The organism is Pseudomonas sp. NBRC 111143 (assembly GCF_001320965.1).
Taxonomy (GTDB): domain Bacteria; phylum Pseudomonadota; class Gammaproteobacteria; order Pseudomonadales; family Pseudomonadaceae; genus Aquipseudomonas; species Aquipseudomonas machongensis.
Map to the genome: position 1 here is coordinate 39,561 of NZ_BCBT01000024.1, position 25,534 is coordinate 65,094.

The following is a 25,534-nucleotide window of genomic DNA, read 5'->3' on the forward strand; positions in this document are numbered from 1 at the left end:
CCGCGAACAGATGCTACGGCATCAAGCCGGAATCGCTTCTGCAGCGGCCTCCCGCTCCCATACCCGGTGCCCTTCGACCGCCTTCACGAAAGCTTCCACGGTCTTCTGGTCATCCCCAAGCAGCAACCCCTTGTCCTCCTTGAGCCCCAGCGCCCCCAGGAGCGCCTTGCCATCATTGGCCAGAGCGATCGCCTTGAGGTGCTTGTAGCCCTCGAGCAGGAAGTGCTTGGCCACCCCGCTGGCCGCCAGTGCATCCAGCGAGGCCTTGCCAGCGGGCACCAGGACCCCGTCGAACATGACCGAGGGCATGCCTTCCATTGAAGCATCCACCGCCAGCGCCTTGCCGCCAGAGGTCTTCACCGGCGCCGAGGTTGGCCCCAGCAGCATAGGGCGTGCGCTGTGAGCCTCCAGCGCCTTGACCAGCCTGTCGACGCTTTCGTCATCCACGCCATTGGCCACCAGCAACGCGATCTTGCGCCCCTTGATGCCCACATCGCCCGGATGATTCATCTGGCTCAGGGCCGGCGACGCCTTGAGTTTCGACTCCTTACCCTTGACCGTCCCGCTGTTGGGCGCCGGCAAACCAAGATTCTGCGCGACCGCCGCCGCAAGCTTCAGGTCGATATTGGCCAGAATCTCATTAACCTCTCGCGCACGAATATGCTCGCGCTCGACCTTGCCCAGCTCGAAGCTGTAGGCCTTGATGATGTGCTGTTGTTCGGTGTCGCTCATGCTGTGGAAGAACAGCCGGGCTTGCGAGAAGTGATCGCCGAACGACTCGCTGCGCTGGCGAATCTTGTGCGCGTCGACGCGCTCCTGGTAGCTCTCGAAGCCACCGTCCTGCGGCGCTGCTGGGGTTTCTTTCGGCCAGCCAGCATCGATCGAGTTGGGCTCGTAGGCGGCGCGGCCCTTGTGAATGGTGTGACGGTGCATCGCATCGCGCTGATTGTTGTCATTGCGCACCACCGGCCGGTTGATCGGGATCTCGTGGAAGTTCGGACCGCCCAGGCGGCTGATCTGCGTGTCGGTGTAAGAGAACAGCCGGCCTTGCAGCAGCGGGTCATTGGTGAAGTCGATGCCCGGCACGATATGCCCCGGGCAAAAGGCGATCTGTTCGATTTCGGCGAAGAAGTTGTCCGGATTGCGGTTGAGCACCATCTTGCCCAGCGGCGTCACCGGCACCAGTTCTTCGGGAATTATCTTGGTCGGGTCGAGCAAATCGAAGTCGAACTTGTGCTCGTCTTCCTCCGGCACGATCTGCACGCCCAGTTCCCACTCGGGATAGTCACCGGTCTCGATGGCCTCCCACAGATCGCGGCGATGGTAGTCGGTGTCCTTGCCCGCCAGCTTCTGCGCTTCGTCCCACAATACCGAGTGCACGCCCTGGCGCGGCTTCCAGTGGAACTTGACGAAATTGGCTACGCCCTCGGCGTTGATCAGCCGGAAGGTATGCACACCGAAGCCTTCCATCATCCGCAGGCTACGCGGAATGGCGCGGTCGGACATGGCCCACATCACCATGTGCGCCGACTCGGGCACCAGCGAAACGAAGTCCCAGAACGTATCGTGGGCCGAGCCGCCGGTTGGTATTTCGTTGTGCGGCTCAGGCTTCACCGCGTGGACGAAGTCGGGAAACTTGATCGCATCCTGGATGAAAAACACCGGCATGTTGTTGCCAACCAGGTCAAAGTTGCCTTCATCGGTATAGAACTTGACGGCAAATCCACGGACATCACGCACTGTATCACCTGAGCCACGCGGCCCCTGCACCGTGGAGAAACGCACGAACACCGGGGTGATCTTCTCGGCATCCTGCAGGAAGCCGGCTTTGGTCAGGGCGCTGTGATCGCCATAACTCTGGAAATAACCATGGGCACCGGTACCTCGGGCGTGCACGATGCGCTCCGGGATGCGCTCGTGGTCGAAGTGGGTGATCTTCTCGCGCATGATGAAGTCTTCGAGCAGCGAAGGCCCGCGCGCGCCCGCCTTGAGGGTGTTCTGATTGTCGGCGATACGTACGCCCTGGTTGGTACGCAACGCCTGGCCGGTGGCGTCGTTACGGTCCTGTTCGAGGCTCTGCAGCTTGGCATTGGTGTTGGCGCGGTCGGGCGTCTGGGTACCGGCCAGTTCGCTCTGCTTGGGCGCATCCGTCCTGTTGCTCGACATCTTGGCTCTCCTCATCAGTCTTCAGGCTGCCCGTTCGGGCTTGTAGAAGTAATGACTGGACCGTTTCGCCAAGCGTTCCATCGGGATTACCGGTTGTCGCGTTATGCCGGATCGATTGGTCGATTACGAAATAAATGCTAAGAACAACTATGGGAAAAGGCTAAAATGCGCCACCGCAGCTCACCGCTGCCCCCAATTTCCATGCGCCCCACAAGGTTCGCTACGTGATCGAGTTCCAACGTGTGCACAAGACCTACCGCGTCGCCGGTAGGGACATCCCCGCCCTGAATCCGACCAGCCTGACCATCGAAAATGGCCAGGTGTTCGGCCTGATCGGCCACTCCGGCGCTGGCAAGAGCACCATGCTGCGCCTGATCAACCGCCTCGAAGCGCCGTCCGGCGGCAAGATCATCGTCGACGGCGAAGACGTCACCGCCTTCGACGCCAACCAGCTGCGCCGCTTCCGCCAGCAGGTCGGCATGATCTTCCAGCACTTCAACCTGCTCGCCTCGAAAACCGTCGCAGACAACGTCGCCCTGCCACTGGTGCTGGCCGGCGAGCTGTCGCGCGCAGAGATCGACAAGCGCGTCAGCCAGTTGCTGGCCCGCGTCGGATTGTCGGACCACGCGAAAAAATACCCGGCACAACTGTCGGGCGGCCAGAAACAACGCGTGGGCATCGCCCGGGCGCTGTCGACCAACCCGAAAATCCTGCTGTGTGACGAGGCCACCAGCGCCCTCGACCCGCAGACCACCGCCTCGGTGCTGCAACTGCTGGCCGAGATTAACCGCGAGCTGAAGCTCACCATCGTGCTGATCACCCACGAGATGGATGTGATCCGCCGAGTCTGCGACCGCGTGGCGGTGATGGACGCCGGGGTGATCGTCGAGCAGGGGCCGGTGGCGGACGTGTTCCTGCACCCGCAACACCCGACCACCAAGCGCTTCGTACAGGAAGACGAGCAGGTCGACGAGGGCGAGCAGCGCGACGACTTCGCCCACGTGCCGGGCCGCATCGTGCGCCTGACGTTCCAGGGCGACGCTACCTACGCGCCGCTGCTGGGTACCGTGGCCCGAGAGACCGGGGTGGACTACAGCATCCTGGCCGGCCGTATCGACCGCATCAAGGATGTCCCCTACGGCCAACTGACCCTCGCCGTCACCGGCGGCAACATCGACGCAGCGTTTGACCGCTTCAAGGCGGCTGACGTACACATGGAGGTCCTGCGCTGATGGACGCCCTGAATTTCTTCGCCAACGTCGACTGGGCCGAGATTTCCCTCGCCACCGGCGACACCCTGATCATGCTGTTCGGCTCGCTGCTGTTCACGGTGCTGCTCGGTCTGCCACTGGGCGTGCTGCTGTTCCTCTGCGGGCCCCGGCAGATGTTCGAGCAGAAGGGCGTCTACGCGCTGCTGTCGCTGATCGTCAACATCCTGCGTTCGCTGCCGTTCATCATCCTGCTGATCGTGATGATTCCGATCACCGTGCTGATCACCGGTACCTCGCTGGGCGTGGCCGGTGCCATTCCGCCACTGGTCGTGGGCGCCACGCCATTCTTCGCGCGCCTGGTCGAGACCGCACTGCGCGAGGTGGACCGCGGCATCATCGAAGCCACCCAGTCGATGGGCGCCACCACCCGCCAGATCATCACCAACGCCTTGCTGCCGGAGGCCCGTCCGGGCATCTTCGCGGCCATCACCGTCACCGCCATCACCCTGGTGTCCTACACCGCGATGGCCGGTGTGGTCGGCGCGGGCGGCCTCGGCGACCTGGCCATCCGCTTCGGCTACCAGCGTTTCCAGACCGACGTAATGATCGTCACGGTGGTACTGCTGTTGGTACTGGTGCAGATTCTGCAGAGCGTCGGCGACAAGCTGGTCGTACATTTTTCCCGTAAGTAAGCCTAACAGGGTCCGCCCGGCCGTCCCATTCGGGGGCCGTCGCGGCCCTCACAAGGAGTGATCGATGAAAAAGCTGTTCGCTGTCGTCGCCGCCGTCGCGGCCTTCTCGGCCAATGCCGCCGAAACCCTGACCGTCGCCGCCACCCCGGTGCCGCACGCCGAGATCCTCAACTTCGTCAAACCACAGCTGGCGAAGGAAGGCGTGGAGCTGAAGGTCAAGGAGTTCACCGACTACATTCAACCGAACGTGCAGGTCGCGGAAAAACGCCTGGACGCCAACTTCTTCCAGCACCAGCCTTACCTGGATGAATTCAACAAGGCCAAGGGCACCAAGCTGGTCAGCGTTGCCGGCGTGCACATCGAGCCACTGGGCGTCTACTCGGCCAAGATCAAGAAGCTCGACGAACTGCCATCGGGCGCCACCGTGGTCATCCCCAATGACGCCACCAACGGCGGCCGCGCTCTGCTGCTGCTGGACAAGGCTGGCGTGATCAAGCTCAAGGACAACACCAACATCCTGTCCACCGTGAAGGATGTGGCTGAAAATCCGAAGGGTGTGAAATTCCGCGAACTGGAAGCGGCCACCATCCCGCGCGTGCTGACCCAGGTCGATGCAGCGCTGATCAACACCAACTACGCCCTGGAAGCCAAGCTCAATCCAGAGAAGGACGCCCTGGCCATCGAAGGCAGCGACTCGCCGTACGTGAACATCCTGGTGACCCGTGAGGACAACAAGGACGCGGACGCGGTGAAGAAGCTGGTGCAGGCTCTGCACTCGCCTGAGGTGAAGCAGTTCATCAACGAGAAGTACAAGGGCGCCGTGGTGCCGGCGTTCTAAGCCGAACGATCGCGCTGGATTCTTCGCGGGCAAGCCGGAACGCCGACTTGCCCGCGAAGCTTTTGGGGCTTCATCAATCCCGCTTGACCAGCCCCGGCAACTGCGCCACCAGCTTCTGGTTGTTGAACGGCGCACGAATGAACCCGCGCTGACGCCCGTCCGGCCCGACCACCGCCAGGTTGCCACTGTGATCGACGGTGTACCCTGGCTTGCTGGTGTCCGCCGGGATGAACGGAATGCTCAGGGCATTGGCCAGCTTCTGGGTATCCTCGATGGAACCTGCCAGCCCCACGAAATCCTTGTCGAAATAGCCCAGGTACTGCTTGAGCTGCTGAGCCGTGTCGCGGTTCGGGTCGACGCTTACCAGTACCACCTGCAAACGGTCGATTGCCTCCTTGGGCAACTCGCTCTTCACCTGGCGCAACTGCGCCAACGTGGTTGGGCAGATGTCCGGGCAGTAGGTGTAGCCGAAGAACAGCAACGACCACTTGCCCTTCAACTGATCCAGCGCCACTGGCTGGCCGTTCTGGTCGTTCATGGTCACATCCGGCACGCTGCGGCTCTGCGGCAGGAGGATGATGCCGGCATCGATCAGCTCGGCCGGGTTGGCCTCGCTACGGCCATTGAGCACCTTGTTGACGGTCAAGCCCATGATCAGCGCGACCAGGGCAACGAGGATGAAGACGGTTTTCTGGGTTCGGGTCATAGGTTCAGCAACAGGTAGTGGTCAACGAGCAGGGCGATGAACAGCAGGAACAGGTACGCGATAGAGTACTTGAAGGTGCCGATCGCCGCGTGCGGCCGGGTGCCACGGTACAACACCCAGGCCCACTGGACAAAGCGCAGCCCCAGCAACAGGGCGCAGGCCAGGTAGAGCGGGCCGCTCATGTGGATGGCGTAGGGCAGCAGGCTCACCGCCAGCAGCACCAGGCTGTAGAGCAGGATGTGCAGCTTGGTGTAGTGCTCGCCGTGGGTCACCGGCAGCATCGGTATCTCGGCCTTGGCGTATTCCTCCTTGCGGTGGATGGCCAGGGCCCAGAAGTGCGGTGGCGTCCAGGCAAAGATGATCAGCACCAGCAACAGCGGCTCCGCGCTCAGGTGGCCGCTGACCGCGACCCAACCCAGCAACGGCGGGGCGGCGCCCGCCAGGCCGCCGATCACGATGTTCTGCGGCGTGGCGCGCTTGAGAAAGCCGGTGTAGACGACCGCATAGCCCAACAGGGAGGCGAGCGTGAGCCAGGCGGTGAGCGGATTGGTGAAGGCCAGCAGCAACGCCATCCCGGCGATTGCCAAGGCCAGGGCGAACGCCAGCGCCGGCAGGGGCGCAACCCGTCCCTTGGCCACCGGGCGCTTGCAGGTGCGCGCCATCAAGGCATCGATGCGCCGGTCCAGCACATGGTTGACCACCGCCGCGCCGCCGGCGCACAGGGCGATGCCCAGATTGCCGAACAGCAGCACCGTCCACGGCACACCCGCGCGGGTGGCGAGGAACATGCCTACCAGCGAGGTGATCAGCATCAGCACCACCACCTTGGGCTTGGTCAGCTCCAGGTAATCGCGCCAGCCAGCGCGCTGCCGCCCTTGGCTCAGAACCGTCGCCACGTGTCGTTCCTCAGATGATGGGAAACGCCGCCAGGCGTGACCGGCCGCAGGCGCCAGCCCAGGCCGACACGCACCTTGTCGACCACCCTAATGCGGTAGTTCACCAGCACCATGGTCAGCAGCAACAGGGCGCCCCCGGCGTTGTGCGCCACGGCAACCCCCAGCGGCAGGTGCAGCAGCACGTTGCTGATCCCCAACCCCACCTGCAGCGCCAAGGCAGCAAGCACCAGCCGGGCCAGGCCGGACAGGCCATTGCGGTGCAGCTTCCAGCTCAGCATCAACAGCACTGTCACGACCATCAACGCGCCCAGGCGATGGCTGATGTGGATGGCCGTACGCGCGTCACTGTCGAGCTGCCCACCCAGGTAGTTGGGGCCGACGTGCTGGGTGAGATGGAAACCGTTGCTGAAGTCTGCCGCAGGCCACCATTGACCATGGCAGGTCGGCAAGTCGATGCAGGCGACTGCCGCGTAGTTGGCACTCACCCACCCGCCCAGGGCGATCTGCCCAATCACCACCAGCAGTGCCAGCGCAGCCACCCGACGCAGACTCAACGGCAGCTTGGGCGGTGGCGCAAAGGCCCGGGATAGACGCAGGGATAACAGGAACAGCAAGCTCAGGGTGGTGAAGCCTCCGAGTAGATGCGCCGTGACCACCTGCGGCCAGAGTTTGAGGGTCACCGTCCACATACCGAACGCTGCCTGTGCCAGCACCACGGCCAGCAGCAGCACAGGCAACCGGTAGGGCCCGCCGTCGCGGCCATGACGACGTACCGCACCTATCGCCAGCCAAGCGATGACCAGCGCCAGGGTGCCGGCAAAATAACGATGCACCATTTCCGCCCAGCCCTTGGCTTCTTCCACTGGATGCTCGGGGAAGTGCAACTCGGCATGGGCCAGTTGCGCATCGGTCTGGGGCACGCCGATGAAGCCATAGCAGCCGGGCCAGTCGGGGCAGCCGAGGCCGGCGTGAGTCAGGCGCGTGTAGGCGCCGAGCAGCACGACGACCAGTGCCAGCAGGGTGGCGAACACAGCGAGTCGGTAACCGGGTCTGGCCATGCTGGCCTCCTAGCCGATGTTGGACAGCTTGAGCAGGTGGCGCAGGTCGTCGAGCACATGCTTGCCCTTGACCTTGGCGTCGTAGCGCAGCACCAGGTTGCCGTGGGGATCGACGATCCACAGTTGCGCGCCGGGCTCGACGACCTTTGTGCGATAGCGGTCGGCATCCAGCGGATAGCGCTGCAGTTGCGGATACTCGCGCTCGAGCAGCGCCTGGTAGTCGCCACTCACGGGCGTCGCGGTTGCCAGCGCATGGCTGGCGCGGCTGGCATCGCGGCCAAGGCCGACCTGGATCTGTCGGGCGAGGTAGACCAGTTGCTGGCAGTCCTCGGTGCAGGCATCGGGCGTGCTGACCAGCAGTTGCCAGCGCTCGTCCTGAGCCTGGATGCCGATATCGGCGCGGCCTTGGCCATTGCCGATCATCACGCCATGGTAGCTGCGCCCCTCCGGCACCCAGAACTTGAGCTTGTACATGCTGGTGGCGAGGATCATCGGTCCGAGGGTCACCAGCAGGATCAGGATCAGTTGCAAGCGCCCGCGGGTGCGGGACTTGCGCCCTTCAGGCACGTCCAGTGGACTCGTGGCGGCGGCCATGGCGTTTCTCCTTGTTGTCGTTGTGCCAGCCGAAATACAGGTACAGCAGCACCAGCGCCGTGCTCAGGGCGAACCACTGCACGGCATAGCCGAGGTGTTTTTCCGGGCCCATGGCAACGACCGGCCAATCCAGCCGATAGCTGGCAGGGCCTGGTTCCAGGCGCAGTTCATGGGCGAAGCCTTCGCGCGCCAGCTGCTGCCAGAGCTGCGCGGGATCGACAGCGGTCAGCAGGTGCGGCCACTGGCCGCCGGGCGGGTCGGGGTGCAGCTGAAAGGTGCTGCCTGGCGGCACATAGACCGTGGCCTGCAACGCCAGGGGCTGGGCCGGGGTGTCGAAACGCACAGGCACGCGGCGGTCCGGCCAGGGCAACCAGCCGCGATTGACCAGCAACCACTGGCCGCTGGCCTGGTCGTGGAAGGGTTGCAGCAGCTCGACACCGGCCTGGCCGTCGCGCAGGCGGTTGTCCAGCAGCAGGCTGTGCTCGGGGTCGAACTGACCGAACAGGCGCACACGGTAGAAGGCCGGGTCAGGCAGTTGCACAAGCTGCGCCACGGCCACCGGCGCCTCGATGCGCCGCTCGGCGTAGCTGTCGAGCAGTTGGCGCTTTTCTTCGGCCCGACGCAGTTGCCAGCAGCCAAGCGCGATCAGCCCCGGCAGCAGTGCGAACACCACCAGGGTCGGGACCAGCCCTGGGCGAAATGGCCTCACCGCGGCCTCGCCCTGTCGATCGCTATACTTGTCCACATCACTGCATCCCCCCGGAGTTTCGCCATGCTCAAGGCCGCGATTGTCCTGATGCTGTTGGCCACCATCGCCAGCCTGTTCAGTGGCCTGGTGTTCCTGGTCAAGGACGATGACCACTCGACCCGCTTGCTCAAGGCCCTGACCGTGCGCGTCATCCTGGCCGCCCTGACCGTCGGCCTGGTGGCCTGGGGCTTCATCAGTGGGCAGCTGGTTTCGCACGCGCCGTTCTGAATCACCCCACCCACAGGGTCCACCTTGCGGCTAAAGCACATACACGAAGATGAACAACCCCACCCACACCACATCCACGAAGTGCCAGTACCAGCTGGCCGCCTCGAACCCGAAATGCTTGTCCGGGTTGAAATGCCCGCGCAGCACGCGCACGAACATCACGATCAGGATCAAGGTGCCGAGCGTGACGTGCGCACCATGAAAACCGGTGAGCATGAAGAAGGTCGCGCCGTAGATCCCCGAGCCCAGGGTCAGGCCAAGGTGCACGTAGGCCTCGTAGTATTCGTAGGCCTGCAGCGCCAGGAACGATAGCCCCAGCAGGATGGTCAGCCCCAGCCACAGTTTCAGCGCGCCGCGATGGCCCTTGCGCAGAGCATGGTGGGCGATGGTGATGGTGACGCTGGAGCTGACCAGCAGGAGGGTGTTGATCAGCGGCAGGTGCCAAGGGTTGATGATGTCCTTGGGCGGCGGGAACAGCTTCGGATCGGGCGTGTGCAGCAACGGCCAGACGAACTCGAAGCTGGGCCAGAGCATGTGCGTCACGCCCTTGGCACCTTCGCCGCCGATCCAGGGTCCGGCCAGCACCCGCACATAGAACAGCGCCCCGAAGAAGGCCATGAAGAACATCACCTCCGAGAAGATGAACCAGCTCATGCCCCAGCGGAACGAGCGGTCCATCTGCGCGCTGTACAGCCCGGCGTGGCTCTCCTTGACCACTGCACCGAACCAGCCGAACAACATGTAGGCCAGAAACAGCGCACCGACGAAGAAGATCAGCGGCCCGTGGGATTCCGGGTGTCCGGCCTTGAGGTCGTTGAACCAGGTACCCAGGCCGAACACCGTGATGAACAGCCCGATAGTGGCGATGATCGGCCACTTGCTCTGCGCCGGAACGTAGTAGTGCTCATGACTTGCCATTGCTGTTCTCCTTCCCTCAGCGGGCGCCCTGAACGTCCTGTACCGCGGCATGGGCGACCGGCGGGTGACGCGCAGTGATGTCGAACAAGGTGTAGGCCAGGGTCAGGTGCTTCACATTGCCCGGCAGGTCGCGGTCGACGATGAAGCGCACCGGCATCTCGATGCGCTCGCCCGGCTGCAGCACCTGCTGGGTGAAACAGAAGCACTCGGTCTTGTGGAAATACGCGGCCGCTTCGGCCGGGGTGATGCTAGGAACGGCCTGCGCACTCATCGGCCGGTCGGTCGGGTTGTGCGCGACGAACACCATCTGGTTCACCGCACCCGGATTCACTTCGAGCTGGTCAGCGGTGGAGTAGAAGTCCCAGACCATGTCGCTCGCGTTGGTCGACATGAACTGCACCCGCACCGTGCGCGAGGGGTCGCTGACCTGGCTGCCCTCGTACTGCCCGCCCGTCTTGCCGTTGATACCAAAGGCCTTGCACATCACGTCGTAGATCGGCACCAGGGCAAAGCCGAAGGCGAACATCACCACCGTCAGCATCAACAGGCGCAGCACCAGGCGTTGGAGCGACAGGCCGGTCATCGCGTCAGCCTCCTATTTCACTTCCGGCGGGGTCTGGAAGGTGTGGTAGGGCGCAGGCGAGGGCACCGACCACTCCAGCCCGTCGGCGCCATCCCACGGCTTGGCCGGAGCCGGCTCGCCGCCACGGATGCACTTGATGACGATGAACAGGAAGAAGACCTGCGTGGCGCCGAACATGAACGCACCGATGGAGGAGATCATGTTGAAGTCGGCGAACTGCAGGTTGTAGTCCGGAATCCGTCGCGGCATCCCGGCCAGCCCGACGAAATGCATGGGGAAGAAGGCCAGGTTCATGCCCACGAACGACAGCCAGAAATGCAGCTTGGCCAGGGTTTCGTCGTACATGTGCCCGGTCCATTTCGGCAGCCAGTAGTAGGCCGAAGCGAAGATCCCGAAGATCGCGCCAGGCACCAGCACGTAGTGGAAGTGGGCGACCACGAAATAGGTGTCGTGGTACTGGAAGTCCGCCGGGGCAATGGCCAGCATCAACCCCGAGAAGCCGCCGATGGTGAACAGGATGACGAAGGCGATGGCGAACAGCATCGGCGCCTCGAAGGTCATCGCGCCCTGCCACATGGTGCTGACCCAGTTGAACACCTTCACCCCGGTGGGCACGGCGATCAGCATGGTGGCATACATGAAGAACAGCTCGCCCACCACCGGGATGCCGACCACGAACATGTGGTGTGCCCAGACGATGAACGACAGGAAGGCGATCGCGCCGGTGGCATAGACCATCGAGGTGTAGCCGAACAGCGGTTTGCGCGAGAACGCCGGGATGATCGAGCTGACCGCGCCGAAGGCCGGCAGGATCATGATGTACACCTCCGGATGGCCGAAGAACCAGAACACGTGCTGGAACAGCACCGGGTCGCCGCCACCCGCCGCGCTGAAGAAGCTGGTGCCGAAGTGGATGTCCATCAGCATCATGGTCACCACGCCCGCCAGCACCGGCATCACCGCGATCAGCAGAAACGCAGTGATCAGCCAGGTCCAGACGAACAGCGGCATCTTCATCAGGGTCATGCCCGGCGCACGCAGGTTGAGGATGGTGGCGATGACGTTGATCGCGCCCATGATCGAACTGATACCCATCAGGTGGATGGCGAAGATGAAGAAGGTCACGCTGGCCGGGGCATAGGTGGTCGACAACGGCGCGTAGAAGGTCCAGCCGAAGTTCGGCCCGCCACCGGGGCTGAACAGGGTCGAGACCAGCAGCAGGAAAGCTGCCGGCAGCAGCCAGAAGCTGAAGTTGTTCATCCGCGGCAAGGCCATGTCCGGCGCGCCGATCATCAGCGGGATCATCCAGTTGGCCAGGCCGACGAACGCCGGCATCACCGCGCCGAACACCATGATCAGCCCGTGCATGGTGGTCATCTGGTTGAAGAACGCCGGCTCCACGATCTGCAGGCCCGGCTGGAACAGCTCGGCGCGGATCACCATGGCGAACGAGCCGCCAAGCAGGAACATGGCGAAGCTGAACCACAGGTACATCGTGCCGATGTCCTTGTGGTTGGTGGTCAGTACCCAGCGCATCAGGCCCTTGGCCGGACCATGCGCATGGTCATGGCCGTGGTCGTCGATCACTGCACTCATGTCCTGTCTCCTGCAATCCGCTGATTGCCACGGCTAACCCGGTTCATTGCGCGTCCGCCTGCTTGAGCGCCAGCACGTCCTTCGGCGTGACCATGTCGCCCTTGTTGTTGCCCCAGGCGTTGCGTTCGTAGGTGACCACCGCGGCGATGTCGACCTCCGACAGTTGCTTGCCAAACGCCGCCATGGCGGTGCCGGGCTTGCCATGGAAGACGATGCCCAGGTGGGCTTCCTTGGGCCCTGTGGCGATCTTCGAGCCCTTGAGCGCCGGGAACATCGGCGGCAAGCCCTGGCCTTCGGCCTGGTGACAGGCCACGCAGGTGGTGTGGTAGACCTTGTCGCCGCGCTCGACCAGCTCTTCGAGCGTCCACTCCTTGCTGGTCAGCTCCTTGAGCTTGGCCGCTTCGGCCTTGCGCTCACCGAGCCAGGTGTCGTAGTCGGCCTTGGACTTCACCTCGACCACCACGGGCATGAAGCCGTGGTCCTTGCCACACAGCTCGGTGCACTGGCCGCGGTAGATGCCCGGCTTCTCGATGCGCGTCCAGGCTTCGTTGACGAAACCGGGAATGGCATCACGCTTGACCGCAAAGGCCGGCACCCACCAGGAATGGATCACGTCGGCGGCGGTCACCAGGAAACGCACCTTGGCCCCGACCGGCAACACCAGCGGCTGATCGACCTCGAGCAGGTAATGCTCGTCCTTGGGCGCCTGGTTGCGGATCTGCTCGGAAGGGGTGGCGAGGTTGCTGAAGAATTCGACGTCCTGGCCCAGGTACTTGTAGTGCCATTTCCACTGGTAGCCGGTGACCTGGATATCGATGTCCGACTCGCTGGCGTCGTAGATGTCGATCAGGGTCTTGGTGGCCGGGATGGCCATGGCGACGAGGATGAGGAACGGGACGACCGTCCACATGATCTCGACCCAGGTGTGCTCGTGGAAATGCGCAGGCTGCTGCCCGGTGGAGCGGCGATGGATGACCATCGACCAGAACATCGCGCCGAACACCACGACGCCGATAACCACGCAGATCCAGAAGATGGTCATGTGCAGGTCGAACACGGCGTGGGAGACTTCCGTCGCCCCCGGAGACATGTTCACGGTCCAGGCAGCGTGTGCCTGACCGAACACCGTCCACAACAGGAGGCCCATCCAGACATGTGGATGTCGCATCATTGCGGGTTCCCCTTATCGTTCTTGTAGTCCCGGAGGCGTGGACGACGTTTTCTACGACATAAGGGGGGGAACGGGGGTCAAGACTGCCTGGCTTCGACGACCGAGCCCCCTGCAAACGGCAGTCGGGCCTCATCAACGAATCACGTTCAAGCGGAGTATAGACAGCGGCCAATGGCACGCAACGCGTGATGTGAAAACAACTTCACGCACTGGCTGAAATTGCTGAAAGGATTATTCCAGAGCGTTCGGGGCACAATGATGGCACATTGATATAACTCAGCGGAACAAGTGCCCTGTTGTTATAACAAATGCGTCTTAGCAATCTACGCAGCCGAGCTAACTTAGTGTCTTCCGTTTGTAACGCCTTGTCCCTGGAGTTGTCATGAACATCGCAGCTGTACGCGAGCAGATCGAACACGCCCATCAACATGAGAGCCGCACAGGCCAACTGAAGCAACGCCTCGAACAACAACTGCCTCACCTGCATCCTTCGATTCAACTGCCCCCGCAGGACGCCCAGGGTACCTTGACGCGTTTCGTCCGCGCCTACATCGACCAGGTTCCGGAGTTGCTCGAAGCGGCCAACGCCGTCGCCCGCGAGGCCGGCATCGAGTCGCAGATCAAGCCGGTGCTGAAAATCGCCGAAGCCTATTTCCTGCAGCCCCCGGAGGTGATGCAGGGACACGTCGGCCTGGATTGCCTGCTCGATGAAGCCTATCTGGCCCATCGTCTGGTCGAGGAGGTCAACGACCTGTATATCCGCCACTTCCAGCAGCCGCTGATTCCGGTGGACACCACCGTGGCCAACCTCATCGCCCACCAGTTGATCGGCGAGGACTTCGCCAACCAGCTGGATGAAGTGGTGCATCACTCGGTCGAAGAAATGCTCGATGACGAAAGCTTTGCCGTGGAGTCGGTCGAAGCCTATCGCAACACCCTCAGCAGCCCCGAGACCGGCGCAGCCTGGAAGCGCTGGCCGTGCCTGTCGCGCCAATTGAGCGTGGAGCTGGCGCTGTAACACGACGATTCGATCATTGACGGGGCGCAATGCGCCCCTTGATGGTTGCGGGCGCTTTCGGATCGATCGCCAATAGTGGCAAAATGCCTCAACCCCTTGTTTGAGGCATGGATGCTGAAGCCTTCCCTTTTTTCCCTGCGCCAGGCGCTGTTCGGCCTGTCAGTCGTACTGATCGCGTTGCTCGACCCCTTCGGTATCGCCAGCTCGACCGACGATGCCTCGTCGCGTTGGCTCAACCGCCTGTTGGCAGCTACCTACGCCGACAAGGGCCAGCAACAGGTCGTGGTGGTCTTGATCGACGATGACTATCTGCTGCGCAACGACACCTACTGGCCGCTGCCGTACAACGAGCAGAGCAAGCTGTTCAAACGCCTGCTGGCCTATGAGCCGGCGGCGGTGTTCGTCGACCTGCTCTACAGCCACGACCACTCGCGTGAAATCCCCGGGCAGCCCCCGCGCATGGAAAGCCAGCTGCTGGCCAATGTGTTCGAACGCTATCGCCAGCAGGATATCCCGCTGTACCTGGCCGATACTGGCCTGCCGAGGGCAAGCGAAGGCGCGGTCAACACCCTGCCGCGCCTGGCCGAGGTCGGCACGCCGGCGCTGGTGAGCTGGAGCGACTTCGGCAACCAGTACCCGCTCGCCGTGAAGACGCCCTTGGGCACGCTGGAAACTCCGGCCCTGCGGCTCTACCGCGACTATTGCCGCCACCAGGCATGTACAGACCTGCCCGCAGACCCCGCCAGCGCTGCCGAGCTTGCTCCGATGACCGTGCAATGGGGCGTGTACCGTTCGCCCGAGCAGGAAAAGGTCGCCGATGTCAGCACCTGCGATATTCCGGGATTGTTCGAGCAACTGAAGCAGGCGGTGTTCTGGAAGCTGGGCAAACAGGCACGGGCGACCTGCGCGTACACCCTGACGCTGTCGCCTACCGACCTTGAGGTCACCGACCCGGACGACCGCAAGCTGCTCGAATCACTGCTGCGCGGGAAGCTGGTCCTGGTCGGCGCGCAGATCGCTGGCACCGGCGACCTCACCCAATCTGCGCTGCACGGCAAGATTCCCGGCGTCTACTGGCATGCCATGGCCCTGGACAACCTGATCAACTGGGGCATGAACTACTACCGGGCCACGCCCAGCCTCGCCGACCTCGGCATTCCGGCAGGCTCCGTCGATGTACTGGATATCCTCGAACTGCTCCTGCTGGGCGGCATCACCCTGCTCAAGGGCAGCCTGGACGCCCCGCTGTTCACCCGCGCGCTGTTCATCCAACGGCGTCGCCCAAGGCTGCGACCACTGGCTGCCTGGGCCCTGGTACTCGCCGCCATCGTCCTGCTCAGCTGCGGGCTTTGGCACTACAACTACACGCCGGCCAACGTGCTCGGCCTGTTGCTGTTGTCGCTCACGTTGTTCAGCGCAAGGATCCAGGCCCTGTTCGCCAACAGGGCCTGACACCCGGAATTTCTCTATCAAAGGACCCCAGAGATGATCAAGAGCTCCCTATTGCTGCTGTCGCTGCTGGTCAGCCAGAGCGTGATGGCCACCCCCGAGCCGGTAGTCGAAGCCTGGCTGCGCAAGTCGGTGGCAGTGCTGGACGACCAGGGCAAATCGCTGCGCCAGGTCGACAGCAGCAGCCTGCCAAAAGCGCCCAAGGTGCTGCAGTACAACAAGGAGCTGGACATCATCCAGGTAGGCCTGCCCGAGGGTAACGTCTGGATGGACACCATGGCGGTGCGGGTAAACCCGCCGTTGAACATCGTCAAGTTCCCCTGCCAGACCCTGCAAAGCGGCTATTCCGACGACCACCAGAACAACTCGACCATCGGCTACGGCGCCGGGTGCAAGAAATGAGTACGGGCAAGCTCAAGGGCGTCGCTGCCGTCCTGTCGCTGGCAATGCTCGGCGGCTGCAACACGCTCAACGGGGCCAACGACGCCTTGCAGAACCTGGTCGGCCCCTCGACCCAGTCGCGGCTGGACGGGCGTTATGTCGATCATCAGGACGTGCGTTCGTATTATCGGCTCGACCCACAGAAAACCCAGCAACTGCGCTTGAGCTTCGACGGCCGGGCGATTCCCGCCGACGAGATCCGCCAGCAGAACCTGGTGCGCATCCCGGCCCTGGAAAGCTACCTGCAAGGTATCGTCAACCGCCTGGCCAAAGGCTGGCCGGGGCAGGCACCGAACCTGCAGGTACGCATCGTCGACAGCTACGCCTTCGGCCCCTCGGCCGACCCCTACGGCAACCTGTTCGTGCCGCTGGGCATGCTCGACAACGTCGAGAGCGAGGATGAAATCGCGGCCATGCTCGGCCACGAGATGAGCCATGTGCTGCTGCGCCATCACGATCGTCGCGCAGCGTTCCAGGAGCAGAAACAGTTGCTCACCAACATCACCACCACGGTGGTGATCGCAACCGTGGCAAAGAATACCGGACGCAACAAGCAGACCGGCGCGCTGTTCAGCAAGGACCCGGTGGGTACGCAGAAGGCCATCGGCAATACCGTGCTCTACACCTCGCTGGCCAACAGCTTCTCGGACAATGTCTGGAGCACCGCCTGGGGCCGCACCCAGGAAGACCAGGCCGACCTGCTCGGCGCCGACCTGATGATCCGCGCGGGCTACGCGCCGCGGGCCTCGAGCGTCAGCCTGCAACGCCTGGAAGACTTCCAGGGCAAGCAGAAGCCTTTGCTCGCAAGCTTCCTGCAAGAGCGCCAGACGGCGATGACCGACTCGCTGAAAAAGCTCGACCTCAACCGCACCACCCAGGAACTGCAGACCCTCCTCAACCAGGGCTTGGGCACGGCATTGAACGCCACCGGCCAGTACCTGACCCGCTCGCACATGTCGCCGATCCAGCGAGACGAAGAACTGCGCCAGTACCTGGACCGCGAATACCAGCAACAGACCCAGGCGCGGGTAAACCGTCGCACCTGGCCGCAGGTGCGCGATTCGGCGACGGTGCAGCGTTCGCTGCAGGCTTACCGTGATGCCTACGCGGCCACCGCCGCACTGGAGCAGAAGAAGACCCGCGAAGCCGAGGCCTTCGTCAGCCGTGCGCTGGCGTCTCCTGTCGGTAACCAGCCAGGCATCCGCCGTGCGGCCTTCGCCGTGCATTCGGCGCAGGGCAACGGCCGCGCGGCCCTCGCTGACCTGCAGGGCATCCAGGACTGGTCGCTGGCAAGCCCGATGGTCTATGACTTGATCATCGGTCATCACCTGCGCAACCGCGATCCCCAGGCAGCGCTGGGGATGATCGACAAGGCCGAACAGAACCTGGGCTCAGAGGAGTTGTTCATCACCGAGAAGCTGCTGGCCAGTCGTCAACTCCAGGCCGATGACCAGGTAAAGCAGGTTCTGCGCAAATGCGAGCAGTACCCCAGCCGTAAAGAAGGCTGCCGCAAGCTGGTGCCCAAGTCGGCCTGAGACCTGGGCACACGACGCCTCAGACCTGCACGCTGCGTCGCAAGCGGCCCTCGATGCGCCGCTTGAGCCCGCGCTGCTCGATGGACAGACGTGAGCCGGCGGCGCGGCTCGCGCGCCCCCAGTCCTCGAGCAGCTCCAGCACCGAATGGTCGATGTAGCTCAGGTTCGCCAGCGGTACATGCAGATGCGTCCCGGCAGGCACGCTTTCCAGCACCTGGGTCAGGGCAGGCACCTTGAGGAAGGTGGCCGCACCGCTCAGGCGCAGCTCCATGTGCCCATGGCGCGGCAGCTCGACCAGGTTGATCTTGAGGCGCGCAGCCTTGAACGCCAGCTTGAGCAAGGTCAGGGCAAAGCCCAGCAGCACGCCGGTCAGCAGGTCGGTGAAGATGATCGCCAGCGCCGTGGCGGCGTAGGTGAACATCGGCATCCGGCCATAGCGCCCGAGGCCGCGGAAGGCCTTGAAATCGACCAGCTTGATACCGGTGTACACCAGCACGCCCGCCAGGCTTGCCACCGGAATCTGCTGCAGCACGCTGCTCAGCACCACCACGAACGCCAGCAACCACAGGCCATGCAGGATCGCCGAGGCGCGAGTCTTTGCACCGGCCTGAACGTTGGCCGAACTGCGCACGATCACGCCGGTCATCGGCAATGCCCCCAGCACACCGCACAGCATGTTGCCGATACCTTGCGCCGACAGCTCCCGGTCGAAATCCGAACGCTGGCCGTTGTGCATGCGATCCACCGCCGCAGCCGACAGCAGCGTCTCGGCGCTGGCGATGAAGGCCAGGGCGAAGGCGGCCACCAGCAAGGTTGGATCGGCCAGTTTGAGCAGGTCGTCCGGACGGATCCAGTCAATCGCCTCCGACAGGTCTGCAGGCACCTGCACACGGTTGACCGGCAGCGCCAGCCAGATGCTGATCGCGGTCATCGTCGCCACGCCTAGCAAGGCACCGGGGATGAAGCGCAGGCGCTGCGGGCGCCAGCGTTCCCAGCCCCACATCATCGCGATGGTGCCCAGGCCCAGAGCGCCGGCCTGCCAGCCATTGCCGGCGGCTTCAAACGGCAATGCCGAGGCCAGGGTCGCGGGGAAGCCCAGCAGGTTCTCGACCCCCGAGGGCTGTGGCGCGCTGTCGAACATGACATGCACCTGCGACAGCACGATCAGCACGCCGATACCGGCCAGCATGCCGTACACCACCGCCGGTGCAGTGACGCGAAACCAGCAGCCCAGGCGCAGCCGCCCGGCCAGCAACTGCAACAGGCCTGCCAGCAGCAGGATCGGCCCGAGCATGGCCACGCCATGCTGGCGCACCAGCTCGAACACCAACACCGCCAGGCCCGCGGCCGGGCCGCTCACCTGCAGGGGCGAGCCGGCCAGGAAGCCCACGACGATGCCACCGATGATCCCGGTGATCAGCCCCTTGGCGGGCGGCATGCCCGAGGCGATCGCGATGCCCATGCACAGCGGCAGGGCCACCAGGAACACCACGACCGAAGCCAGCAACTCTCGCGGCAAGGCCGCTTTTATCTGTGTCATGTTCACCATAACGCTCCTTTTCTGATTCACGGCCATTCCACTGGCCGACGGCACGGGGATCCCTGAATCGCGCGCAGGCGCGGGCCGCCAGCAGGATTGCCGGCAAGTAGGTCAGGGAAATTCAAGGCAGCAGAAAGCCCTGCCGCGCCTGGTGGGCGCAGCCGGCTATCAAGGTTTCTTCAGGTGTTGGGGTCGCTTAGTAGCGGCCTCTCGGAGTTGCGCACGGCACTGGCTCGCCAGCAGCCAGGGGCAGGAAGCTGTCGCTCGCGGCGTCGTAGGCTTCGATGCGGCTGGTTTCGATATCGTAGATCCAGCCGTGAATGTAGAGCTGTCCGGCCGCCAGGCGCGAGGCGACCGAAGGGTGAGTGCGCAGGTGATGCAGCTGAGCGATGACGTTTTCCTTGGTCAGCACCTGCATGCTCTCGTGTTCCGTTTCGCACGAGCAGTTGCTCTCGACCACGGTACGGGCCACTTCGGCGTGGCGCAGCCATGCGGAAACGGTCGGCATCTTGGTCAGCGACTGCGGGTTGAGCACCGCGCGCATCGCACCGCAGTCGGAGTGGCCGCAGACGATGATGTGGTGAACGCCCAAGGCCAACACAGCGTATTCGATGGCGCTGGAAACACCGCCGTTCATCTGCCCGTAGGGCGGTACCACGTTGCCGACGTTACGGGTCACGAACAGATCGCCCGGCGAGCTCTGGGTGATCAGTTCAGGCACGATGCGCGAGTCGGCGCAGGTGATGAACATCGCGCGCGGCTTCTGCGCGGTGGCGAGCTTCTTGAACAGCTCCTGCTGCTCGGGGAAAACGTCATGGTGAAACTTCAGGAAGCCGTCGACGATGTGCTTCAGGGCGGCATCGGCGCTCTCGGCGGGAGCGGCCGGAACGGGCTTGGATGGGTCCTTGACGGGCATGATTCATCCTCTTGACGGTTTGTAGGTAAGTTCCATTTTACCGGGGAAAGATTCTGGCTATGCGGAGAATTAGATGACGCGCACAGGTAATAAATCACAGTCGCTGTGGACTGACTTCCTACGCTAGCGGAGAAAACTTAACTGAAACTGAATTCAGAGGCTCTAGAACGGGCGTTCCAGGTTTTCGAGGGGAGGCTTGGATAATAGCAAAAAAGCATCAGCCGCCAATACCCTCCAATGAAATTATTGGTAGGTATGAGTCAGGTTACAGGGTAGTGGAACTGTACGGTGGTGGCCTCATCGTGGGTGAACCCGCTCCTGCAAGACCTTCAGCGTCTCAAAACAACGCCATCTGCTCCCCAGGTGGGCAGAACGCCGTGCAATCCAGAGCCAGCCCCTCCCGCCCTTCAAACCCCAACTGCCGCGAAGCCTTGCGAAAACGCTGCGCAAGCAGCTCGGCAAAGACTCCTTCACCCCGCATCCGCGCACCAAAGCGGCTGTCATACAGCTCACCACCCCGGCTCTGACGAATCAGGCTGAGCACGTGGGTCGCGCGCTGCGGATAATGGTCCTGCAACCACTGTTCGAACAACGGCGCCACCTCCAGCGGCAGGCGCAGCATCATGTAGGCGGCGCTCTGCGCGCCAGCCTCCCTGGCGGCCTGAAGCAGGTGCTCCAGTTCGCTGTCGTTGATCATCGGGATCATCGGCGAACACAGCACGCCCACCGGCACACCCGCCTCGCGCAACACGCGGATCGCCCGCAGGCGTGCCTTGGGTGCCGCCGCGCGGGGCTCGAGGGTGCGCTTGAGTTCGTCGTCGAGGGTGGTCAGGCTGATCATCACCCGCGCCAGGCGCTGGCTGGCCAGTTCGCTCAAGAGGTCCAGGTCTCGTAGCACCAGCGAGCCCTTGGTGACGATGGTCACCGGGTGCCGGTAGCGCAGCAGCACCTCGAGCAGACGACGGGTCAACTGGTGCTCGCGCTCTATGGGCTGGTAGGGGTCGGTGTTGGCGCCGAGGTTGATCGGGGCGCAGACATAGCCCGGCTTGCTCAACTGCTGTTCGAGCACCTCGGCGGCATTGGTCTTGGCGATGAGCTTGGTCTCGAAGTCGAGGCCGGGGGAGAGGTCCCAATAGGCGTGGCTGGGCCGGGCGTAGCAATAGATGCAGCCGTGTTCACAACCGCGGTAGGGATTGATCGAACGATCGAAGGGCAGGTCGGGCGAGGTGTTGCGGGCGATGATGGTCTTGGTGGTTTCGATCCGCACCTCGGTGCCCTGGGTGAGGGGGACTTCCTGGTGCCAGCCGTCGTCCTCGACCACCGAATGGCTGGGGGCGAAGCGGTTGTGGGGGTTGGTGGCAGTGCCGCGACCACGGACTGGGGTTGGTTTCATGGTGGAACACCCGGATTACTGTATGTACATACAGTAATCCGGGTTTGAACAGAAGACCAGTGCCGTCAGGCGGACAGGGTCAATCCGGCTTCTTGAGTTTCGGGTTCGGGAAGAACTGAACCGTCTGCACCTTTACCGGCTCGGCCTTGACCGCTTGCTGGTTTACCCGGGTACCGAGCTCCTTGGGCACCGACAAGCCCTGCTCGTTGAGGGTGTCGGTGAAGCCGCAGGCCACACACTCGCGGTGTGGCACGCCGTCTTCGTTCCACATCATCAGCTTGTCGGGCTCGCTGCACGCCGGGCATACCGCCCCGGCGATAAAGCGTTTCTTGGTCTTGATCACGACGCCCTCACTCATGCCGCCGCATCCTCGGTCAGGCCACTATGACGCAGCAGCGCATCGATGGAAGGCTCACGACCACGGAAATCGACGAACAGCACCATTGGCTCGCGCGAACCGCCCCGGGCCAGGATCGCCTCGCGGAACGCGCGGCCGGTCTCGGCATTGAGCACGCCTTCTTCCTCGAAGCGCGAGAAGGCGTCTGCCGACAGCACTTCGGCCCACTTGTAGCTGTAGTAGCCCGCCGCATAACCGCCGGCGAAGATGTGCGCAAAGCTGTTGGGGAAGCGGTTGTAAGCCGGCGGACGCATCACCGTGACCTCATCGCGCACGCCCTCGAGCACCTGCAGCACACTGCGGCCGTCGCCATGGGTGGCGTGCAGCTCGAAGTCGAACAGCGAGAACTCCAGCTGGCGCACCATCATCATCCCGGACTGGAAGTTCTTCGCCGCCAGCATCTTGTCCAGCAGGTCCTGGGGCAACGGCTCGCCGGTCTCGTAGTGGCCAGAAATCAGCGCCAGACCTTCAGGCTCCCAGCACCAGTTCTCCATGAACTGACTCGGCAGCTCGACCGCGTCCCAGGCCACGCCGTTGATGCCCGACACGCCGGCATGCTCGATGCGGGTGAGCAGGTGGTGCAGGCCGTGGCCGAACTCGTGGAACAGCGTGGTGACTTCGTCGTGGGTGAGCAGCGCCGGCTTGCCCGGTGCAGCCGGGGTGAAGTTGCACACCAGGTTGGCCACCGGACTCTGCAAAGCGCCTGCCGCGGTGCGGCGACGGTCGCGGGCACCGTCCATCCAGGCGCCGCCGCGCTTGTTGGCACGGGCGTAGAGGTCGAAGAAGAAGCGCCCGACGTGCTGGCCGTTCTCCTTGATCTCGAACAGGCGCACGTCCGGGTGCCAGGCATCGAAGCCCTTGAGTTCGGCGATTTCGATGCCGTAGAGGCGTTGGACGATGCTGAACAGGCCGCTCAGCACCTTGTCGATCGGGAAGTAGGCACGCAGGGTTTCCTGCGACACGCTGTAGCGCTGCTCACGCAGCTTCTCGCCGTAATAGCCGGCGTCCCAGCTGGCCAGCTCCGGGGTGCCCTGCTCGGCGGCGTAGGCCTTGAGCTGCTCCAGGTCCTGTGCCGCGAATGGCTTGGAGCGCTTGGCCAGGTCACGCAGGAAGCTCAGCACCTGGTCGCTGGATTCGGCCATCTTGGTGGCCAGGCTCAGCTCGGCGTAGTTGGCGTAGCCCAGCAGCGCGGCCAGTTCCTGACGCAGGTCGAGGATCTCGGCCATCACCGGGCCGTTGTCGAACTGCCCGGCGTTCGGGCCCTGGTCGGACGCGCGGGTGCAGTAGGCGGCGTACAGTTCTTCGCGCAGGGCGCGGTCGCTGGCGTAGGTCATCACCGCGTAGTAGCTGGGGAATTCCAGCGTGATCAGCCAGCCGTCGAGGCCTTTGGCCTGGGCAGCGGCGGCCATCTGCGCCTTGGCCGATTCGGTCAGGCCGTCCAGCGCGGCTTCGTCGGTGACGTGCTTGGTCCAGGCCTGGGTGGCGTCGAGCAACTGGTTGGAGAAGCGGCTGCCCAGTTCGCTGAGCTTGCTCTGCACTTCGGCGTAGCGCTGCTGCTTGTCGGCCGGCAGGTCGATGCCCGACAGACGGAAGTCACGCAGGGCGTGCTCGAGAATAGTCTTCTGCGCCACGTCGAAACTGGCGGCCTCGGCGCTGTTGGCCAGCGCCTGGTAGGCGTCGAACAGAGCGCGGTTCTGCCCCATCTCGGTGGAATAGGCGCTCAGCGCCGGCAGGCACGACTCGTAGGCCTCGCGCAGTTCCTTGCTGTTGCACACCGCATTGAGGTGGCTGACCGGGCTCCAGGCCGCGCCCAGGCGGTCGTTGAGTTCGTCCATCGCCAACACCAGGCCGGCCCAGGAGGGATTCTTGCCCTGCTGCGCGAGGATATCGGCGATGGCCTTGCGGTTGTCGGCCAGGATCTGCTCGATCGCCGGCAGCACGTGTTCGGCGCGGATTGCGGAGAAGGGTGGCAGGTCGTGGGACTGCAGAAGCGGGTTGTTCGCACTCACGGTTTGGATACCTTGGCAGGAGAAACACGGGACCATCTTAATTACAATCGACGCCGACCGCAGCAGGCAGCCTGCCTATCGGCATTGCAGAGGGACACTATCATGGCCATCCGGACCTTCCGGGAACACACGCCGAAAGTCGGCCCACGCGCCTTCGTCGACCGTTCGGCGGTGGTGATCGGCGACGTGCAGATCGGTGAAGACAGCTCGGTCTGGCCGCTGACCGTGGTTCGCGGCGACATGCACCGCATCCGCATCGGCGCGCGCACCAGCGTGCAGGATGGCAGCGTGCTGCACATCACCCACGCCGGCCCCTTCAACCCGGACGGCTTCCCGCTGATCATCGGCGACGAAGTGACCATCGGTCACAAGGTGATGCTGCACGGCTGCACACTGGGCAACCGGATCCTGGTCGGCATGGGCAGCACTATCATGGATGGCGCCATCGTCGAGGACGAGGTGATCATCGGCGCCGGCAGCCTGGTACCGCCCGGCAAGCGCCTGGAGAGCGGCTACCTGTATGTCGGCAGCCCGGTAAGGCAGGCCCGGCCGCTGAACGAAAAGGAACGCGCGTTCTTCCCCTACAGCGCCAGCAACTACGTGAAGCTCAAGGACCAGCACCTGGCCGAAGGCTACGATCAACCGGAATGACGCATTCGCGGGCAAGCCCGCTCCTACAGGCTCTGTGATTATCCTGTAGGAGCGGGCTTGCCCGCGAAGCAGTCGACGCAAGACTTGAGTGGAACCGCATACATGCACCAGCAAAACATTCTCTTCGACCTTGACGGCACCCTTACCGACCCACGCCTGGGCATCACCCGCTCGATCCAGTACGCCCTGGCCAAGCTGGGTATCGACGAGCCCGACCTGACCCGCCTCGAGCACTTCATCGGCCCGCCCTTGTTGCAGGCCTTCATGCAGTTCTACGGCTTCGACGAGGCCAAGGCCTGGGAGGCGGTCAACTTCTACCGCGAGCGTTTCCGGGTCACCGGCCTGTACGAGAACCTGGTATTCGACGGTGTGCCGGAACTGCTGCAAGCGCTTAATGGCCAGGGCCGCACCCTGTACGTCGCCACCTCCAAGCCTTGGGAGTTCGCCCGCGAGATCGCCCGCCATTTCGCCTTCGACCGGCATTTCAAGGTGATCTACGGCAGTGAGCTGGATGGCACCCGCACCAACAAGGTCGAGCTGATCCGCCACCTGCTGGACGAAGAACGCCTGGACCCGGCGCAGACCCTGATGATCGGCGACCGCAAGCACGACCTGATCGGCGCCCGCAGCAATGGCCTGCAGGCTGTAGCGGTGGGCTACGGGTTCGGCAGCCGCGAAGAGCTGGTGGCCGAGGCGCCGGAGTTTCATTTCGACACGGTGGCGGATTTGCACCGGGCGTTCATCAAGGCTTGATGGCCACGGGGCCGCGCGCGGCCCCGG

25 protein-coding genes are annotated in these 25,534 nt (G+C 63.7%); 10 read left to right on the forward strand and 15 right to left on the reverse strand.

What is annotated here, in order from left to right; all coding sequences use genetic code 11:
- Positions 1–21 precede the first annotated feature (21 nt).
- The gene (gene katE, locus APH44_RS14820; RefSeq protein WP_054893362.1) at positions 22–2,166 is read right to left on the reverse strand and encodes a catalase HPII; all 2,145 of its coding nucleotides are present in this window, start codon (positions 2,164–2,166) and stop codon (positions 22–24) included.
- 224 nt (positions 2,167–2,390) lie between these two features.
- Here katE and APH44_RS14825 point away from each other — a divergent pair, with 224 nt between their 5' ends.
- The 3 genes from APH44_RS14825 (at position 2,391) to APH44_RS14835 (ending at position 4,907) form a co-directional block, all read left to right on the forward strand.
- Positions 2,391–3,398: a methionine ABC transporter ATP-binding protein gene (locus tag APH44_RS14825; protein ID WP_054893363.1), complete on the forward strand. Its 1,008-nt coding sequence runs from the start codon at positions 2,391–2,393 to the stop codon at positions 3,396–3,398.
- A complete protein-coding gene (locus tag APH44_RS14830) occupies positions 3,398–4,069 on the forward strand; it encodes a methionine ABC transporter permease (RefSeq protein ID WP_054893364.1) in 672 nt (223 codons plus the stop codon). The genes APH44_RS14825 and APH44_RS14830 overlap by 1 nt, the downstream gene beginning before the upstream one ends.
- Before the next feature lie 64 nt (positions 4,070–4,133).
- A complete protein-coding gene (locus APH44_RS14835) occupies positions 4,134–4,907 on the forward strand; it encodes a MetQ/NlpA family ABC transporter substrate-binding protein (RefSeq protein WP_054893365.1) in 774 nt (257 codons plus the stop codon).
- A gap of 73 nt (positions 4,908–4,980) precedes the next feature.
- On the opposite strand, the gene APH44_RS14840 is transcribed toward APH44_RS14835, so the two are convergent.
- Genes APH44_RS14840 through APH44_RS14860 form a run of 5 tightly spaced genes read right to left on the reverse strand, consistent with a single transcriptional unit; the run spans position 4,981 to position 8,870 of the window.
- A complete protein-coding gene (locus APH44_RS14840; protein WP_054893366.1) occupies positions 4,981–5,613 on the reverse strand; it encodes an SCO family protein in 633 nt (210 codons plus the stop codon).
- Entirely contained in the window at positions 5,610–6,509 is a 900-nt protein-coding gene (gene cyoE / locus APH44_RS14845; protein WP_054893367.1) for a heme o synthase, read from the reverse strand. The genes APH44_RS14840 and cyoE overlap by 4 nt, the downstream gene beginning before the upstream one ends.
- Positions 6,494–7,567 (reverse strand): heme A synthase, encoded by a 1,074-nt coding sequence (locus APH44_RS14850; protein WP_054893368.1) that lies wholly within the window; start codon positions 7,565–7,567, stop codon positions 6,494–6,496. Before APH44_RS14850 ends, cyoE begins: the two co-directional genes overlap by 16 nt.
- Before the next feature lie 9 nt (positions 7,568–7,576).
- Positions 7,577–8,161, reverse strand: a complete 585-nt coding sequence (locus tag APH44_RS14855; protein WP_054893369.1) for a hypothetical protein — start codon at positions 8,159–8,161, stop codon at positions 7,577–7,579.
- On the reverse strand, positions 8,127–8,870 hold the full coding sequence (locus APH44_RS14860) for an SURF1 family protein (protein WP_054893408.1): 744 nt from the start codon (positions 8,868–8,870) through the stop codon (positions 8,127–8,129). Before APH44_RS14860 ends, APH44_RS14855 begins: the two co-directional genes overlap by 35 nt.
- A gap of 63 nt (positions 8,871–8,933) precedes the next feature.
- Here APH44_RS14860 and APH44_RS14865 point away from each other — a divergent pair, with 63 nt between their 5' ends.
- Positions 8,934–9,137 (forward strand): twin transmembrane helix small protein, encoded by a 204-nt coding sequence (locus APH44_RS14865; protein ID WP_054893370.1) that lies wholly within the window; start codon positions 8,934–8,936, stop codon positions 9,135–9,137.
- Between the two features lie 30 nt (positions 9,138–9,167).
- Here APH44_RS14865 and APH44_RS14870 read toward each other — a convergent pair whose 3' ends face one another.
- The 4 genes from APH44_RS14870 to coxB are packed head-to-tail and all read right to left on the reverse strand — an operon-like array spanning position 9,168 to position 13,405.
- Positions 9,168–10,055: a cytochrome c oxidase subunit 3 gene (locus APH44_RS14870; RefSeq protein WP_054893371.1), complete on the reverse strand. Its 888-nt coding sequence runs from the start codon at positions 10,053–10,055 to the stop codon at positions 9,168–9,170.
- A 16-nt stretch (positions 10,056–10,071) separates the two neighbouring features.
- Entirely contained in the window at positions 10,072–10,638 is a 567-nt protein-coding gene (locus tag APH44_RS14875; RefSeq protein ID WP_054893372.1) for a cytochrome c oxidase assembly protein, read from the reverse strand.
- 12 nt (positions 10,639–10,650) lie between these two features.
- Positions 10,651–12,234 (reverse strand): cytochrome c oxidase subunit I, encoded by a 1,584-nt coding sequence (gene ctaD / locus APH44_RS14880; RefSeq protein ID WP_054893373.1) that lies wholly within the window; start codon positions 12,232–12,234, stop codon positions 10,651–10,653.
- A gap of 43 nt (positions 12,235–12,277) precedes the next feature.
- Positions 12,278–13,405, reverse strand: coding sequence for a cytochrome c oxidase subunit II (gene coxB / locus APH44_RS14885; RefSeq protein WP_054893374.1), 1,128 nt, complete (start codon positions 13,403–13,405; stop codon positions 12,278–12,280).
- A 382-nt stretch (positions 13,406–13,787) separates the two neighbouring features.
- Between coxB and APH44_RS14890 the strand changes: the two genes are divergently transcribed.
- From APH44_RS14890 to APH44_RS14905, 4 genes are all read left to right on the forward strand, one after another.
- Positions 13,788–14,423: a hypothetical protein gene (locus APH44_RS14890; protein ID WP_054893375.1), complete on the forward strand. Its 636-nt coding sequence runs from the start codon at positions 13,788–13,790 to the stop codon at positions 14,421–14,423.
- A gap of 111 nt (positions 14,424–14,534) precedes the next feature.
- Positions 14,535–15,875: a CHASE2 domain-containing protein gene (locus APH44_RS14895; protein ID WP_054893376.1), complete on the forward strand. Its 1,341-nt coding sequence runs from the start codon at positions 14,535–14,537 to the stop codon at positions 15,873–15,875.
- A gap of 33 nt (positions 15,876–15,908) precedes the next feature.
- The gene (locus tag APH44_RS14900; protein ID WP_054893377.1) at positions 15,909–16,274 is read left to right on the forward strand and encodes a hypothetical protein; all 366 of its coding nucleotides are present in this window, start codon (positions 15,909–15,911) and stop codon (positions 16,272–16,274) included.
- The gene (locus APH44_RS14905) at positions 16,271–17,848 is read left to right on the forward strand and encodes a M48 family metallopeptidase (protein WP_054893378.1); all 1,578 of its coding nucleotides are present in this window, start codon (positions 16,271–16,273) and stop codon (positions 17,846–17,848) included. Before APH44_RS14900 ends, APH44_RS14905 begins: the two co-directional genes overlap by 4 nt.
- A 19-nt stretch (positions 17,849–17,867) precedes the next feature.
- On the opposite strand, the gene APH44_RS14910 is transcribed toward APH44_RS14905, so the two are convergent.
- The 5 genes from APH44_RS14910 to prlC form a co-directional block, all read right to left on the reverse strand.
- A complete protein-coding gene (locus APH44_RS14910) occupies positions 17,868–19,397 on the reverse strand; it encodes a SulP family inorganic anion transporter (RefSeq protein WP_162714335.1) in 1,530 nt (509 codons plus the stop codon).
- A 187-nt stretch (positions 19,398–19,584) separates the two neighbouring features.
- Positions 19,585–20,304, reverse strand: coding sequence for a carbonic anhydrase (locus APH44_RS14915; protein ID WP_054893379.1), 720 nt, complete (start codon positions 20,302–20,304; stop codon positions 19,585–19,587).
- A 337-nt stretch (positions 20,305–20,641) separates the two neighbouring features.
- Positions 20,642–21,697 carry a PA0069 family radical SAM protein gene (locus APH44_RS14920; protein WP_054893380.1) on the reverse strand — a complete coding sequence of 352 codons (1,056 nt, stop codon included), beginning with the start codon at positions 21,695–21,697 and terminating at the stop codon, positions 20,642–20,644.
- A gap of 79 nt (positions 21,698–21,776) precedes the next feature.
- Positions 21,777–22,055 (reverse strand): YheV family putative zinc ribbon protein, encoded by a 279-nt coding sequence (locus tag APH44_RS14925; RefSeq protein WP_054893381.1) that lies wholly within the window; start codon positions 22,053–22,055, stop codon positions 21,777–21,779.
- On the reverse strand, positions 22,052–24,103 hold the full coding sequence (gene prlC / locus APH44_RS14930; RefSeq protein WP_256216383.1) for an oligopeptidase A: 2,052 nt from the start codon (positions 24,101–24,103) through the stop codon (positions 22,052–22,054). Before prlC ends, APH44_RS14925 begins: the two co-directional genes overlap by 4 nt.
- Positions 24,104–24,205: 102 nt before the next feature.
- Between prlC and APH44_RS14935 the strand changes: the two genes are divergently transcribed.
- Together APH44_RS14935 and APH44_RS14940 are read left to right on the forward strand one after the other, a co-directional pair.
- Positions 24,206–24,754 (forward strand): gamma carbonic anhydrase family protein, encoded by a 549-nt coding sequence (locus APH44_RS14935; RefSeq protein ID WP_054893383.1) that lies wholly within the window; start codon positions 24,206–24,208, stop codon positions 24,752–24,754.
- 102 nt (positions 24,755–24,856) lie between these two features.
- Positions 24,857–25,507 (forward strand): HAD family hydrolase, encoded by a 651-nt coding sequence (locus APH44_RS14940; protein WP_054893384.1) that lies wholly within the window; start codon positions 24,857–24,859, stop codon positions 25,505–25,507.
- The last annotated feature ends 27 nt before the right edge of the window (positions 25,508–25,534 follow it).

Bases quoted from the DNA above. Each gene is read 5' to 3' on its own strand.
- katE (WP_054893362.1), bottom strand. From the start codon at position 2,166: ATGTCGAGCAACAGGACGGATGCGCCCAAGCAGAGCGAACTGGCCGGT.
- APH44_RS14830 (WP_054893364.1), top strand. From the start codon at position 3,398: ATGGACGCCCTGAATTTCTTCGCCAACGTCGACTGGGCCGAGATTTCC.
- APH44_RS14835 (WP_054893365.1), top strand. From the start codon at position 4,134: ATGAAAAAGCTGTTCGCTGTCGTCGCCGCCGTCGCGGCCTTCTCGGCC.
- APH44_RS14840 (WP_054893366.1), bottom strand. From the start codon at position 5,613: ATGACCCGAACCCAGAAAACCGTCTTCATCCTCGTTGCCCTGGTCGCG.
- APH44_RS14850 (WP_054893368.1), bottom strand. From the start codon at position 7,567: ATGGCCAGACCCGGTTACCGACTCGCTGTGTTCGCCACCCTGCTGGCA.
- APH44_RS14855 (WP_054893369.1), bottom strand. From the start codon at position 8,161: ATGGCCGCCGCCACGAGTCCACTGGACGTGCCTGAAGGGCGCAAGTCC.
- APH44_RS14865 (WP_054893370.1), top strand. From the start codon at position 8,934: ATGCTCAAGGCCGCGATTGTCCTGATGCTGTTGGCCACCATCGCCAGC.
- APH44_RS14870 (WP_054893371.1), bottom strand. From the start codon at position 10,055: ATGGCAAGTCATGAGCACTACTACGTTCCGGCGCAGAGCAAGTGGCCG.
- APH44_RS14875 (WP_054893372.1), bottom strand. From the start codon at position 10,638: ATGACCGGCCTGTCGCTCCAACGCCTGGTGCTGCGCCTGTTGATGCTG.
- ctaD (WP_054893373.1), bottom strand. From the start codon at position 12,234: ATGAGTGCAGTGATCGACGACCACGGCCATGACCATGCGCATGGTCCG.
- coxB (WP_054893374.1), bottom strand. From the start codon at position 13,405: ATGATGCGACATCCACATGTCTGGATGGGCCTCCTGTTGTGGACGGTG.
- APH44_RS14890 (WP_054893375.1), top strand. From the start codon at position 13,788: ATGAACATCGCAGCTGTACGCGAGCAGATCGAACACGCCCATCAACAT.
- APH44_RS14895 (WP_054893376.1), top strand. From the start codon at position 14,535: ATGCTGAAGCCTTCCCTTTTTTCCCTGCGCCAGGCGCTGTTCGGCCTG.
- APH44_RS14900 (WP_054893377.1), top strand. From the start codon at position 15,909: ATGATCAAGAGCTCCCTATTGCTGCTGTCGCTGCTGGTCAGCCAGAGC.
- APH44_RS14905 (WP_054893378.1), top strand. From the start codon at position 16,271: ATGAGTACGGGCAAGCTCAAGGGCGTCGCTGCCGTCCTGTCGCTGGCA.
- APH44_RS14910 (WP_162714335.1), bottom strand. From the start codon at position 19,397: ATGGTGAACATGACACAGATAAAAGCGGCCTTGCCGCGAGAGTTGCTG.
- APH44_RS14915 (WP_054893379.1), bottom strand. From the start codon at position 20,304: ATGCCCGTCAAGGACCCATCCAAGCCCGTTCCGGCCGCTCCCGCCGAG.
- APH44_RS14920 (WP_054893380.1), bottom strand. From the start codon at position 21,697: ATGAAACCAACCCCAGTCCGTGGTCGCGGCACTGCCACCAACCCCCAC.
- APH44_RS14925 (WP_054893381.1), bottom strand. From the start codon at position 22,055: ATGAGTGAGGGCGTCGTGATCAAGACCAAGAAACGCTTTATCGCCGGG.
- APH44_RS14935 (WP_054893383.1), top strand. From the start codon at position 24,206: ATGGCCATCCGGACCTTCCGGGAACACACGCCGAAAGTCGGCCCACGC.
- APH44_RS14940 (WP_054893384.1), top strand. From the start codon at position 24,857: ATGCACCAGCAAAACATTCTCTTCGACCTTGACGGCACCCTTACCGAC.